22 protein-coding genes are annotated in these 12,692 nt (G+C 33.1%); 1 reads left to right on the forward strand and 21 read right to left on the reverse strand.

The genetic code is table 11. The annotated features are described in order from the left end of the window. Positions 1–26 precede the first annotated feature (26 nt). The 20 genes from SB689_RS00890 to SB689_RS00985 form a co-directional block, all read right to left on the reverse strand. Complete coding sequence (locus SB689_RS00890) at positions 27–2,168, reverse strand: outer membrane beta-barrel protein (RefSeq protein ID WP_410690212.1); 2,142 nt, start codon at positions 2,166–2,168, stop codon at positions 27–29. Between the two features lie 7 nt (positions 2,169–2,175). Continuing rightward, on the reverse strand, positions 2,176–3,108 hold the full coding sequence (locus tag SB689_RS00895) for an HTTM domain-containing protein (protein WP_410690213.1): 933 nt from the start codon (positions 3,106–3,108) through the stop codon (positions 2,176–2,178). Beyond that, positions 3,083–3,724, reverse strand: coding sequence for a hypothetical protein (locus SB689_RS00900; protein WP_410690214.1), 642 nt, complete (start codon positions 3,722–3,724; stop codon positions 3,083–3,085). Before SB689_RS00900 ends, SB689_RS00895 begins: the two co-directional genes overlap by 26 nt. A 30-nt stretch (positions 3,725–3,754) precedes the next feature. Continuing rightward, the gene (locus SB689_RS00905) at positions 3,755–4,114 is read right to left on the reverse strand and encodes a thiol-disulfide oxidoreductase DCC family protein (RefSeq protein ID WP_410690215.1); all 360 of its coding nucleotides are present in this window, start codon (positions 4,112–4,114) and stop codon (positions 3,755–3,757) included. Positions 4,115–4,118: 4 nt separating this feature from the next. Continuing rightward, on the reverse strand, positions 4,119–4,505 hold the full coding sequence (locus tag SB689_RS00910; protein ID WP_410690216.1) for a hypothetical protein: 387 nt from the start codon (positions 4,503–4,505) through the stop codon (positions 4,119–4,121). 8 nt (positions 4,506–4,513) lie between these two features. Next, positions 4,514–4,819 carry a hypothetical protein gene (locus SB689_RS00915; RefSeq protein WP_410690217.1) on the reverse strand — a complete coding sequence of 102 codons (306 nt, stop codon included), beginning with the start codon at positions 4,817–4,819 and terminating at the stop codon, positions 4,514–4,516. Positions 4,820–4,885: 66 nt separating this feature from the next. After that, on the reverse strand, positions 4,886–5,176 hold the full coding sequence (locus tag SB689_RS00920) for a hypothetical protein (RefSeq protein WP_410690218.1): 291 nt from the start codon (positions 5,174–5,176) through the stop codon (positions 4,886–4,888). A 20-nt stretch (positions 5,177–5,196) separates the two neighbouring features. Next, positions 5,197–5,496 carry a hypothetical protein gene (locus tag SB689_RS00925; RefSeq protein ID WP_410690219.1) on the reverse strand — a complete coding sequence of 100 codons (300 nt, stop codon included), beginning with the start codon at positions 5,494–5,496 and terminating at the stop codon, positions 5,197–5,199. 21 nt (positions 5,497–5,517) lie between these two features. Beyond that, positions 5,518–5,817 carry a hypothetical protein gene (locus tag SB689_RS00930; RefSeq protein ID WP_410690220.1) on the reverse strand — a complete coding sequence of 100 codons (300 nt, stop codon included), beginning with the start codon at positions 5,815–5,817 and terminating at the stop codon, positions 5,518–5,520. Positions 5,818–5,839: 22 nt separating this feature from the next. Continuing rightward, positions 5,840–6,142, reverse strand: a complete 303-nt coding sequence (locus tag SB689_RS00935) for a hypothetical protein (protein ID WP_410690221.1) — start codon at positions 6,140–6,142, stop codon at positions 5,840–5,842. Between the two features lie 21 nt (positions 6,143–6,163). Continuing rightward, positions 6,164–6,475, reverse strand: coding sequence for a hypothetical protein (locus tag SB689_RS00940; RefSeq protein ID WP_410690222.1), 312 nt, complete (start codon positions 6,473–6,475; stop codon positions 6,164–6,166). Between the two features lie 20 nt (positions 6,476–6,495). Next, on the reverse strand, positions 6,496–6,783 hold the full coding sequence (locus tag SB689_RS00945) for a hypothetical protein (RefSeq protein ID WP_410690223.1): 288 nt from the start codon (positions 6,781–6,783) through the stop codon (positions 6,496–6,498). 23 nt (positions 6,784–6,806) lie between these two features. Further along, the gene (locus SB689_RS00950; RefSeq protein WP_410690224.1) at positions 6,807–7,106 is read right to left on the reverse strand and encodes a hypothetical protein; all 300 of its coding nucleotides are present in this window, start codon (positions 7,104–7,106) and stop codon (positions 6,807–6,809) included. 16 nt (positions 7,107–7,122) lie between these two features. Continuing rightward, the gene (locus SB689_RS00955) at positions 7,123–7,419 is read right to left on the reverse strand and encodes a hypothetical protein (protein ID WP_410690225.1); all 297 of its coding nucleotides are present in this window, start codon (positions 7,417–7,419) and stop codon (positions 7,123–7,125) included. Positions 7,420–7,440: 21 nt separating this feature from the next. Further along, positions 7,441–7,734 (reverse strand): hypothetical protein, encoded by a 294-nt coding sequence (locus tag SB689_RS00960; protein ID WP_410690226.1) that lies wholly within the window; start codon positions 7,732–7,734, stop codon positions 7,441–7,443. A 13-nt stretch (positions 7,735–7,747) separates the two neighbouring features. Beyond that, on the reverse strand, positions 7,748–8,041 hold the full coding sequence (locus SB689_RS00965) for a hypothetical protein (protein ID WP_410690227.1): 294 nt from the start codon (positions 8,039–8,041) through the stop codon (positions 7,748–7,750). A 7-nt stretch (positions 8,042–8,048) separates the two neighbouring features. Next, positions 8,049–8,357: a hypothetical protein gene (locus SB689_RS00970; protein WP_410690228.1), complete on the reverse strand. Its 309-nt coding sequence runs from the start codon at positions 8,355–8,357 to the stop codon at positions 8,049–8,051. An 8-nt stretch (positions 8,358–8,365) separates the two neighbouring features. Beyond that, positions 8,366–8,665: a hypothetical protein gene (locus SB689_RS00975; RefSeq protein WP_410690229.1), complete on the reverse strand. Its 300-nt coding sequence runs from the start codon at positions 8,663–8,665 to the stop codon at positions 8,366–8,368. 106 nt (positions 8,666–8,771) lie between these two features. Next, positions 8,772–10,247 (reverse strand): hypothetical protein, encoded by a 1,476-nt coding sequence (locus SB689_RS00980; RefSeq protein WP_410690230.1) that lies wholly within the window; start codon positions 10,245–10,247, stop codon positions 8,772–8,774. Between the two features lie 105 nt (positions 10,248–10,352). Continuing rightward, positions 10,353–10,985, reverse strand: coding sequence for a hypothetical protein (locus SB689_RS00985; RefSeq protein ID WP_410690231.1), 633 nt, complete (start codon positions 10,983–10,985; stop codon positions 10,353–10,355). A gap of 126 nt (positions 10,986–11,111) precedes the next feature. Between SB689_RS00985 and SB689_RS00990 the strand changes: the two genes are divergently transcribed. Next, positions 11,112–11,870: a response regulator transcription factor gene (locus tag SB689_RS00990; protein ID WP_410690232.1), complete on the forward strand. Its 759-nt coding sequence runs from the start codon at positions 11,112–11,114 to the stop codon at positions 11,868–11,870. Between the two features lie 24 nt (positions 11,871–11,894). Here the strand turns inward: SB689_RS00990 and SB689_RS00995 are convergent, their stop codons facing one another. After that, positions 11,895–12,641, reverse strand: a complete 747-nt coding sequence (locus SB689_RS00995; protein ID WP_410690233.1) for a ThiF family adenylyltransferase — start codon at positions 12,639–12,641, stop codon at positions 11,895–11,897. Positions 12,642–12,692 lie beyond the last annotated feature (51 nt).

Consider the following 12,692-nt stretch of genomic DNA (forward strand, 5'->3'; position numbering starts at 1 on the left):
GAGCCCCTTCTTTATAGACAACTAATTTACTTTCTGTTTCTGGATTTTAAGTCATCCGTTAATGATCCTTCTTTTTTGATCTCTTTTAATTTTTGATTTCCAAAAGTCCAATATAAACCGAGTCTGATACCTCGTGAATCATTATAAGTTTGGTTTATGTAAGTTACATCGTACATTGCTTGATCATAATTTTTCTGGCCTTTTAAAATATCCGTGAACATCACATAAGTCGTTAAGTTAAGATGAGGAATTTTCTTCTGAATCGTTAAACTTAAATTATTTGTACTTCCGTGTTTGAAGAATCCGTCATAAAAATCTGTGGAAAACGAATAGGAAGCTTCTGCGGCATATCCTTTCTTAAATATAACTCCTAAAACGGTTCTGTTATTAAAAGCTAAATTGGTTTTTCCTTTTTCAAATCCTTCAAACTCCATGATGGGTAAATAATTTACGTTCATGTAATTTTTAACGATATATTTTTCTTTGAATACTTTATTTAAAGCAAGACTTGCATACAAAGTCATCATTTTAAAGTTATTGTATTCCTGAACAAGATAATCTCCTCTTTTTACGATCAGTGTACTGATGTAGTTCGGAGAATAATTCATCCCGACAGATAACATTTGGTTTTTATAATACATCGTAAAATCTACTTCATGCTCGATCTGAGGTCTTAAATTGATATTTCCTGAAGTGTAAAGTGTACTGTCGTCACTGTTTTTTCTTCTTAATTGGTTCAATAAGAAATAATCAGGTCTTATCAATGTTTTTTTGTAGCTCATTTCTGTCTGGAAATTCTCCGAAAAATTGTGCTGAACTAAAATATTAGGGTAAAAACCATCAATTTTAAATGAACTTGATTTTAAATCATTATCAAAGAAATTGGTTACATTTCCTTCATATCTCATCCCAACCCTTACATATGTTTTTTCTCCGAATTCTTTATTTCCTTCTAAAAATAAGGCATATTGTTCTTCACTGTAATTTTGTGTAGCTTCCTGAGACAGCATATCATTTACTGTGATGTTGATCGGATTATTGATGTCACTGTATGATAATCTTCCACCTACAGACCATGTACCTAATTTTTTAGTTTGAAGGGTATAATTGGCATTGGCAATAATCATGTTGATATTTCTTGAAGAAGAATCATCGATCTGGTTTCCGTCTACATATTCCGGGTGTACATAATAAAGGTTTTTGAAACGGTTATTGGTTCTTTTATTTGTATTTAAATATTCAAATTGTACGTTAAGTTTTTGGGTTGCGGAATCATTTTGAAACTGATAATTTGCCTGAAGATTCGTACTTCTCCCACTGTCTTCATAATTTGAGTTATATTTAAAAATCGAGTCTTTTTTGATGAGCCTGTCGCTTGTTGGAAGTCCGTTGTCTGCATTCAACTTGCTTGTCGTGTTTGCAGGGTTGTATTCCGCGTATAGACTGAATTTGTTTTTCTTATTAGCAAAATAATTGACTAAAAAAGAGTAGATGTTTGAATGTCTCTGAACATCCGAGGTCTGGTTGATATCCCAGATATTGTTTTTGTATTCTCTTTGTGAGTTTACGGTGTTTAAAACGTTGGTGTGAGTACTGCTTATCAGCGTGTTAAATTCGAATTTTTTTGATTTGAAATTGACGTTGATATTCTCCGCCATGTTCATTTTTTTAGTGAAACCTAGGCTTGATCCGATTCCCAGTTTTAAACCTTCAATACTGCTGCTGATTAAATTTATTTTGATGATTGATTGTTCATCTGCCGGATAAGAAGAGTCGGGAGTGCCGATTACTTCTATGTTTTTGATAAGCTTGCTTGGAATAGATTCAAGGTAGCTTTTAAGTTCCATGCTGGAAAGACGAATTTTTCTGTCATTAATATACACTGTTGTATATTTTTGTTTGATCTTGATCATTCCGTCTTCTGAAGCATCTGCATATCCTGAATTTTTTATAAATTCCCAAGTGTTTTTAGAATCATTTACCGGTGTATTTTCTGCTGAAATAATTATTTTTCCGTTCTTGAATTTTACTGCAGAACGAGTGATTTTAACTTCCTCAATTTTCTTTTCATTTTTTACCGTGTCTTTTTGTTGAGCGGAGGTTAATATTACTATCGTTGAAGATAGTAATATTAATGCTCTGCTTGTTTTATTTTGAAAATGATTCATAATGTTGTTATGCTATTACTGGAACCTTTTTTGTAGATTCCTCAAGGTTTAGGAATGCGCTTAGGTTGAGAAGGATCATTAAAGCTCCGAAGAAATATAAATTCATTGCGATGATTATTCCTACGTGTAGAGATACTACCATCCATATAAAGTATTTTCTTGTGCTTGCTTTCCACATAAAGTATGGGTAAAACAATTCTACAGCGATGGTTGAGATTCCGATGATTGTTGGAATGATAGGAAAGTGAACAAATAGGTCATAATTATTATCTAAGATATATGACTGAAATCCTGGCAGATGTAGTGCTTTCCAGATAGATTCTCCGTTCCACCAATTGATTCCGAAAGCTTTGTCTAATCCTGAAGTAAAATAAACAATGCATAAGTGTATTCTCAACAAATTCCTGAATGGTGTAGGGTTGAATTCTTTAGTTTTAAATATTTTAGAATCAACAGAATAGAAACTTCCCAGTGGAAAAAGGATGCAATAAAACATTGCAATCGATTTAAAGAAATCTATTCCGTACATAAAAGTACTTGAAGACTGAAATACAATTAAATGAAGAACTAAAATAATAACTGCCGATACTCTGCTCATAAATCCTACTGTCAGAGATACGCAGGCAACGATATAAAGTATAATATAAGACATTACTACCGTGCTTTCCTGAACATTCATCGTGCCGAAAAGTTTCATTATAAAATTGAAAGACGGCATATGGTCTGAACCTAGGAACTCTATTATTTCCAGGGGAATTAAGCCCTGATTGGTAAATAATAAGTTAAAATCTGTAAGCGTTGACAAAAGGTGCACTAAGAAGAATAATCCCATTGAGATTCTAAAAAATGCAAAGAACAATTTGTCGTCCTGTCTGTATTCATTGAAGAATTGATAAAATTGTACAGGAAGTGATCTAGTTTTTCTTAAGAGGTTTAGCATCGATGTCAAGTAATTTAATTAGTACTGGTTTAGTTTTGTTAGCTGTTGTGATTTCTTGTAAAAGCGGGTGATGGTGCAGATATAATGTACAAGAGATGTTGTATTTGTTAGAATCATAATCTTTGTAATAATATCTTCCGATACTTTTGATGAAGATGTCTAAGAATTCACCGTATTTATCAGATTCATTAAAATCTGTAGATGTTTTCTTCTGCATTTTATTTTCAAGGATCGTTAATCTGTCCTGAAAATATCCTAGTAAAGTATGGTATCTGTTTAATCCCTCCTTAGATTTGAATGGCGGGAAATAAGATTCTTTCACCAGTTTTTTATTTTTATCATAAACTGATACTTTTAAAATGTAAGAACTTGCAACGTTCGGTGCGAAGAATCCATAGCCTGCATTGATTCCTGCAAAAGCCTGGTATTCCTGAATGATCGGTAGAGAATTGAATTCTCTGATGTTTTCTTTAGTGTCTTTTAATCCGTCTGTGAAAGAGTTTTTCACAAAAGATGTAGATTTTTCATAAGAGTCGATGGTACTGGATGTACATACAATAAGTATCAATGCAATGTGTACCATACTGAATATGAAAAAGAGTTTTGAGTTTTTCATGGTAAATTAGTTGTATCAAAAAATTAATAATTAAATATTACAGACATTATCGTCACAGTGGATCGGTATTATTTTTCTGTTTACAGCAAGCTGTATGTATAATGCCTGACCAATTTTCGTAACCTGCATGAGCCAAAGAACAGGGAAGAAGAGCCATAATAATGGTAATCTTGATAATATTCTGAAGATAGACTCATAACCGTATGCCCAGGAATTGCTATAAGAGGCCATTTGTTTTTCGGCCAGTGCAAAATCAATCCCTTTCATTGATCCTCTGTCCCGGAGAGAATGAAAATCAATTGCCTGCAGCCAATCTATTTTTTTTACGGTTTTCATAAATTTGGTACATCGTGGGCACCAACCGTCATAATAAACTACTAGTGATTTCATAATGCTAATTTTTGGAACTTGGTTTTTTTAAAAAAGCCTTTATTCTTCCACTATTGTTCAATATTTTTATTTTGAAAACACTTTCCTTGTCAGAATTATTGACAACATAAAATTCATTCGCAAAATTGATCTTCGTTTTAATAGAATCATTCTTCGGTAGCCTCTTGATCTCGTTGTTATCTGTAATATATGTTAGATCATCTGTAAGCGAAGGATTATATAAAACGACCTCTAATTTTTCTTTTGAAGAATTTTTAATCTTTAGATTTTTTTCAGCCGGAATATTCCAATGGTTTCGGTAAGTATGTCTACCTCTTTCTATTGTAAATGAATAGGAAAAGAAAAGGATTCCGCAAATAATTGATAGTGGGTAAAAATAAAGGCTTTTCATGGCTATAGTTATTTATAGTTTGTAATAAGTCTGTTGATATCTAAAGTTGGTTCTTCCATAGCAGAAACAATTTTAGTTTCGAAAATGCTTACCGCATCTCTCTTTACGCATACATCTACAGAACATTCTTTCTTGAAGCTTTTGTTGGTGATCACTGTGCTTTTGATGAAAGCTCCCAATTCGTCATCCATTGATGCAGTTTTGCCGATTGTATCGTATTTTACAGTTTGTACTTCATCATCTGATTTGTTGAATGACAATAAAGAGATTGTAGTTAATAAAGCGATTGGTAAGATTAAGATAGATTTTTTCATGGTTTTAAAAGTTTTTTAAAACACATTCAGTTGAGAACTTCAACTGAATGTGTGAGTTGAATAATATTATTTATAATTTTCGATAGCTTTGTCAAACGTAAGGATTGGGTCAAGAGATGTTGCTACTTTAGTTTCAACAACATTCGTTTCCTGGATGCTTGATTTTTCAAAAACATGTTTTTTAGTTTTAGAAGTCACCACGCTGCTTGCTGCAGTATCACCAATAAGATTGATAGTAGATACTTGGTTCTGATCTCCGTTTCCGTATTTCGTATCATTTCCTGTAGAAGTCCAAGAAGAAAGAGCCATAGGAACGATTGCTAATCCTGCGAATAATAGTTTTCTGTAGTTTTGCATAATAATTTATTGTTTAATGGTTATTTGTAATTTTGGATAACGTCATCGAAAGAAATAGTCTTTCCAAGAGAAGTACTGATTGCTTTTTCGCTTACAACATCTTTAGTATCTATTGTTTCTTTAGCAAAAACTTTTTTCTTAGTACTTACTGTTACAGAGCTGCTTACAGCGGTGTCACCGATGATCTCAATAGAAGAATCTGCTAATTTGCTAGCGTCTCCGTTTCCGTATTTCGTATCATTTCCTGTAGAAGTCCAAGAAGAAAGAGCTAAAGGAACAATCGCCAATCCTGCGAATAATAATTTTCTGTAGTTTTGCATAATATTTTATTGTTTATATGGTTATTTATAATTTTTTACCATGTCTTCAAAAGAAAGAGTAGGGTTTGTTGGTGTTGTAACGATAGCTACTTTAGTTTCAGCAACGTTTGTTTGTTCAATACTTGATACCGAAAAAACGTGCTTTTTAGTTTTAGAAGTTACCACGCTGCTTGCTGCAGTATCACCGATCAAATCGATAGAAGCAACTTGGTTTTGATCACCATTTCCGTATTTAATGTCATTTCCTGTAGAAGTCCAAGAAGAAAGAGCCATTGGAACGATCGCTAATCCTGCGAATAATAGTTTTTTGTAGTTTTGCATAATATTTTATTGTTTTTAAATGTTATTTGTAATTGTTTACAATCTCATTGAAAGAAAGTGTAGTGTCGATAGACGATACGCTGATTGCCTTTTTCTCAGCTACGCTCACTTCTTCGATAGTAGATACGGAAAGAACTTTCTTTTTAGTTTTTACTGTCACAGAGCTGCTTACAGCTGTATCTCCGATGATTTCGATTGAAGAATCTGCCAATTTGCCTGCATCTCCGTTTCCGTATTTCGTATCGTTTCCTGTAGAAGTCCACGAAGAAAGTGCTAGAGGAACGATCGCCAGTCCCGCGAATAATAGTTTTCTGTAGTTTTGCATGATTTTTATTGTTTTTAAATATTATTTGTAATCGTTTAAGATACTTTCGATTGAAAGAGTAGGATTTTCGATCGTTGTGCTTTTCACTTTAGATTCAGCGATCTCTACAGTTTCCATGTTTGAAACATTAATTACTGTTTTCTTAGATTTTACAGTGAAAATACTTTGTAAAAATCCGGCTCCCATTTCCTCTTGTTTAGAAGTAAGCATTGAATAAGGATAATCCTTAATGTTTTGCATTTTTGCAGTGGGATCTTCCGATGATGTCCAAGAAGATAATGCCAATGGAACAATTGCCAGCCCTGCTAATAATAGCTTTTTGTAGTTTTGCATAAGTTATTTGTTTTAAGGTTTTATTGATAATTTTTTACAATTTCCTGAATCGTAGGAACGGGTTCCAGAGTTTTGATGAGATTTTGTCCTGTTCTGAGGAGCGATTGTCTTTCTGTAACTCTTTGTTTGTCTGTAATCAGTATTTCTCCTGATACATCTGCCTGACCAATTGTTCCGATTGAAGTTTTGGTATCATAATTCCCGATTTTCTGATAGTTGGCATCGGGTGGATCTCCTGAGGTCCAGGAGGAAAGTGCCAGCGGAACTATTGCAAGACCCGCGAGTAGCAGCTTTTTGTAGTTTTTCATGGTTAATATTTATTTTAAGGTTTTTATTTATAATTTTTTAGAACATCATCAAATGACAGAGAAGGTTCCAGATCGGTTGCCAATTTTGAGCTTGCACCAATATCTCTTGGCCCTACTATTGCATCATCATGTTGAGCTGTTACTTTTTTACTAAAAACAAAATTTTTAGAAACAGTTGCGGTACCAATATCTCCGATAGAAGATTTCACATTTTGGCTTTCAATATTTCTGTAATTGGCATCCGGATCTTCCGATGTCCATGATGAAAGTGCCAAAGGAGCAATTGCAGATGCTGCCAAAAGTAGTTTTCTGTAGTTTTTCATGGTTAATTATTTAGTTTTATTGATAAACTTTGACGATCTCATCAAATGATGTTATGGTAGGATCCAACGTTCTATCTGTTGTTACAATTTTGTCAGGATTAAGACCGTAATCGGTTCTGTCGAGTTTACTGGTTTTAGTTTTAACAATAATTACGTTCTGAACATCTGTAGTACCAATTATTTCGTTAGAAGACTTTGAATTCTGATTCTCAATGTTTTGGTATTGAGTGTTTGGCTCTTCAGAAGTCCAAGAAGATAATGTGAGGGGCACAACTGCAAAACCTGCCAAGAGAAGTTTTTTGTAGTTTTTCATGGTTATTAGTTTGGTTTTAAATTATTGATAAGCTTTTACAATACTTTCTATAGATGTGGTTGGTTCCAGTGTTTTTGTTGTTGTAACAACTTTACTCGGAGCGTCGGTTTTATCTATAAAAGCGATAACATTTTTTTTGTTTTTCTCTGAAACATCTACAACAACATCTGTTGCTCCAATCTTGTCAATAGAAGAAATTGAATTTTGATTTTCAATAGTTCTAATTTTTGAAACAGGATCTTCAGAAGTCCAGGAAGAAAGTGCCAAAGGAACAATCGCAACACCTGCCAGTAATAGTTTTCTGTTGTTTTTCATGATTAATACTTTTTTATTGATAATCCTTTAAAATATCTTCAAATGATGTCTGAGGTTCCAGTGTTCTTGTTGTTGCAATAGCTTTGTCAATGGTAATGTCTGAGTTATTTAACTTAACAGCATTTTTTTTACTTTGTACAACATTATCTTCTTGCGTATCAAAAGTTCCAATTCGTTCAATAGAAGATAATTGACTGTGATCATCTGTATTTTGATAGTTCATTTTAGGTTCCTCAGAAGTCCATGAAGAAAGGGCTAAAGGAACAATTGCAAATCCTGCCAATAATAGTTTTCTGTGGTTTTTCATGGGACTACTATTTGTAAGTTTTTACGATATCCTCAAAAGAAGGGTTGGAAGGAGTTAGTGTATCATCTGAAAATACAATTTTGGTTTTTACAGTTTCTATATCTAGTCTGCTCATTGAAGGACCAGGTTTGTCTGTGTTAACTCTTGTAAGCTTCCCAACAATTACAGTACCCATATCTTCTGTAATATATGTATTGCTATTTTCCTGATGTGTAGTATTTGCAAGATCATTTTTTGATCCGTCAGAAGTCCATGAAGAAAGAGCTAAAGGAACAATTGCAAATCCTGCCAATAAAAGTTTTTTGTTGTTTTTCATAATCTCTATTATTTGTAAGTTTTTACGATATCCTCAAAAGAAGGATTGGTTGGAGTTGGGGTGTCTGCGGATACAACTTTAGTGTTAAGATCGTCTTTGACATTTTTTACCGTTGCTCCTTTCGGACCTCTTATTACTTTATCCGTTTTTACTAAACCTGTGCCTATTATCTCAATATCAGAAACAGTAGTAGCTTGATTATTTTCAATGCTTTTAAGCTCATTTCCCAATTCTTCGGAAGTCCAAGAAGATAGTGCGAGGGGTACAACCGCAAAACCTGCCAAGAGAAGTTTTTTGTAGTTTTTCATGTATAAATTGTTTAAAATGGTTATTAGTTTTTGGATAAAGTTTTCCCTGTCTCTCTAATTTATGTGAAGAGAAATATGAAGTTTTGCTTTAAAAGTTGTAGTTTTTTTAGATGAAGACTATCTTTCCACCAACCAGAATAAACGGTCTTTTGGAGTTGATTTTTTCTTCTTTTTCAGGAGCTGCAAGATAAATTCCGTCCTGATATTTACTAGAAAATGACAATGTATTATTGGCAACAGGCTTAGTTTCCTGTTTTTCCCAACTGCTGTCGGTTAACTTATACAAAGTATATGATTTTCCGTTTTCCAGCTTAGAATTGATTGTATTTTGCGCCAATGCAGCCATATTAGAAGCATTTCTGTTATTTGCAGCCATATTTTTCATTCTTGTAGCTGTAGATTCGGTCTGTGTAATATTGATCGCTGAGGTTTTAGCTTTATCAAAGAATAGAAGTTTTCCGGTTTTATCTACATAGAACAGAGATTTTTTACCCGAATTATCCGGTGTGTGTACGAGATATAATGCGCCTACACCCACTTTATCGAAAACCATTTGCTTACGTTTCGGGCTGATAGCTGCTATCGGAAGCCATTTGTTGTAACTGAAAACAGAAAGCAAGGCAAGCTCGGTTTTATCATTATAGAAGCCATTTACATTATATTTGATAGTTTTAGCATAAAGATCCGTAACATCAATATCAGAATACGTTGAAGTGAATCCCAGTTTGCTCAATGTTTTGTAATATTTTAAATAAACTGAAGCTGTATCAGGTACAAAACCTCTTCTGTAAACTTTTGTTGCGGTGTAAGTATTGTTAAGCGTATCCTTTATACTTTGAATAATTCTTGTAGGATTGTATGAACCGATATTATCAGAACCTCCTGCAAAGGCAAATGATTTTTTATCATTAAGAACCAATGCGTTCCAGGCTTTTCCGCCGTCTACATTTCCCCAAACCGGTGCATAGTCTATAGTTACAGGTATTCCGTTGGCTTTGTTGATGAAAGTTGATAAATTGACCAAAGCAATGTCAGAACCTTTCTTTTCTTTTAATAAATCATTGAACGACCAATAATCTTCCTGTGGAAATGGATCAGAGTAAGGAAGATTCAAACCTTTAATTTTATTGTTTAAATAATTCGAAGATTCGATCACAGATTTCTCAGTAGTTAAACTATAGTTTTTTGGAAGCTCGTAATTTTTAAGAACGTTTTTTCTCCAGTTGAAGTCATTTGAGAAATTAACTTTATAAGGAAGAACAAAATTTACAAAACTATAATCTGATATTACATTAGAGTTGATCATTTCTTTAGATCTGTCATAAGAAAGCTCAATGTTCTCGCGAATATCCTCATCATTGATGAATTTTGAATCCTGCTCCTGAACTCCCGCCGCACTCACATGGAAATTTAAAATAGCATTTTTCTTAATGAAATCAAAAGCACTTTTAGAATTGATACTTTTATCGCTGTTTAAAATTCCGTAGCTATTGTTTTTATCTGAGCATGATGCCAGTGAAGCAGCAGCAAGTATATATAAGAATCTCTTTTTGTTAAATATTAATAATTTTGAAGTTTTCATTTTTGGTTGGTTATTTGTTCTTGTTTTACATTACAATATTACTGAGTCCGAGAGATAAAAACACTACACTATAGTTTAGTTTGATACTACACAAAGGTGTAGTTTTTACGCCGTTTTCTTCAGTATAGCTCCTTTTTGTACAGTTGTTAAACCTTCGTGTAGTAAATTTTTATTTTTATCTAGAAAAGACTTTAATCCTGCATAAGAGATAAGTACAGGAATCGTTTCAGATCCCAGATATTCTATAGACTCGGAAAGTGTTGTACATTCTATTCCCAAAAGAATTAATGTTTTTAAAAGTTTTGCATCACATTCAGCCAAAGCAACAGAGTTTTCATTCTTACAAACTTCATTAATTGCTGAGGTCATTAAAGCTTTAAAAGTTTTAAATCCGGATCTGTCTTTTTTTACTGCAAACCTTCCGATGTGCCAGATATCTATATTTTGATTTTCTATAACTTGGTAAGGGTGGATGCTGAACAATTTCTCGATAGGCAATATGTCTTTCTTGTTCCAACGTACAACTCTTATAGATCCAGTAATAGAATTACTGAAATCTTTTGAGAAGAAAATTTTAGAGTCATTAAGAGAAGCTTCCTCTTTATAAACTGCTGTAATTTCGTTTCTCAGATCCTCATTAGAATCTGCATTATGGTGATTAAAATTTTCTTCAACAACAAATTTTGCAAGATTGTAAAGTTCATTATTGTAAATCGGATTAAATTGTGATTTGTGCATGGTTTTGATTAATTTTTTTCTAAAATTATCGTTGTTCGCTTTGGAAATCGCTACACTTTTGTGTAGATTTGTTAAAAAGTCATAAAAAACTACACTTTGGGGTAGTGGAATTTTTTTACTGGGATTATGGATGAAATAAAAAAGTTTTTTACAGAAAAAAACGAGATCGAAGGCAATGCAGATATCGATCTTATGCAGACGGGTGATTACTTAGAAATTGTGAAAGCTTTTGCAAGAATAACTTATCAAAGTTTATATATAATTGATTATCAGAAGCAATCATTTGAGTATGTTTCAGATAATCCTTTATTCTTATGTGGATTATCTCCTGAAGAAGTAAGAGATCTCGGATATGCTTTCTATTTTAGAAATGTAATAAGCGATGATCAACAGCTTTTACTTAAAATAAATGATGTAGGATTTGAGTTTTACGAAAAACTACCTATTAACGAAAGAAAACTGTATACAATTTCTTATGATTTTCATATTATAAATGATAAGAAAAATGTCATATTAATCAATCATAAACTTACGCCGATGTTTCTTACAAGAAATGGGAAAATTTGGAAGGCGATGTGTATTGTTTCACTTTCTCCTACCAATTCGTCAGGGAATATTTTGATCAATAAAGAAGGCTCTGATGACATCTGGAAATATGATCTCTCGGAAAACAGATGGATAAAAGAGGAAAAGAAAAAACTCTCACAAAGAGAGCTTGAAATATTAAGTTTATATGCCAGCGGGCTTACAATAAACGAGATTGCAGGAAAGATATTTGTATCTGCGGATACTGTGAAATTTCACAGAAGAAAGCTTTTCGAGAAAATTGGGGTGAATAACATCACGGAAGCTCTGGCTTATGCCAAAAATAACAAATTATTATAAAAATGTAAGACAATGAAAATTGTCTTACATTACTGAACTTAGATAAAATTCAGGGAATCTTTTGTATTCTTTTTGTGTTGCGATATTAAACATGATATTCGTACATATTCCTGCTACGATCCAAGATCCTACAGCAAGTTGAGGTGGAGGAAGGTTACCTTCTTCCTGTTTGTAATCTTCAATAATCTTTTCCAGCCATTCATTACGTTTTTCCCAGAATCTAAGGTACCCGACAACGTATTCTACCATTTTCAGTTCGTTAAAGCTGTCGTTATGGCTAATGCTGCTTAAAGTAGGGCCTGTAGGAGAAATAACGGTAACTAAACCTGCCCAGCCCAAATTATAAGGGTGAAGAACCGGAATTCCGCTTTTTTTACATAAATCATCAAAGAAAAGTGGAATATTACTTGTGAAATCGAGTGCATTCACAGCAATTGTATGTCCATTTACAATTTCTTCAATATTGTCAAACGTTATAAATTCCTGAATATGTTTAATATTAGCATTTGGATTGATAGATTTCAGGCGGTCATACAGCGCTTTAGATTTATATTCTGAAACTTCCTTCTCTGTGTAATTTTGTCTGTTCAGATTGGTTACTTCAATAACATCTCCATCTACAACTGTAATGTTTTCAAAGCCGATTCGCAGGGCGCATTCTGCGATATTGCTTCCGATTCCGCTACCTGCAAAAAGGATGGGAGTGGCTTTAATGATTTCCTGTTCCTCCGAATTTATGTAAAGTCGGTTTCTGGAATATCTCTCTTCCATAATATGATTTTTTATTTCTTCAAAAGTATTTCATTTAAAGTATTTTCCTGC

Origin of the sequence: Chryseobacterium sp. SIMBA_038, assembly GCF_046535115.1 — a bacterium.
Taxonomy (GTDB): domain Bacteria; phylum Bacteroidota; class Bacteroidia; order Flavobacteriales; family Weeksellaceae; genus Chryseobacterium.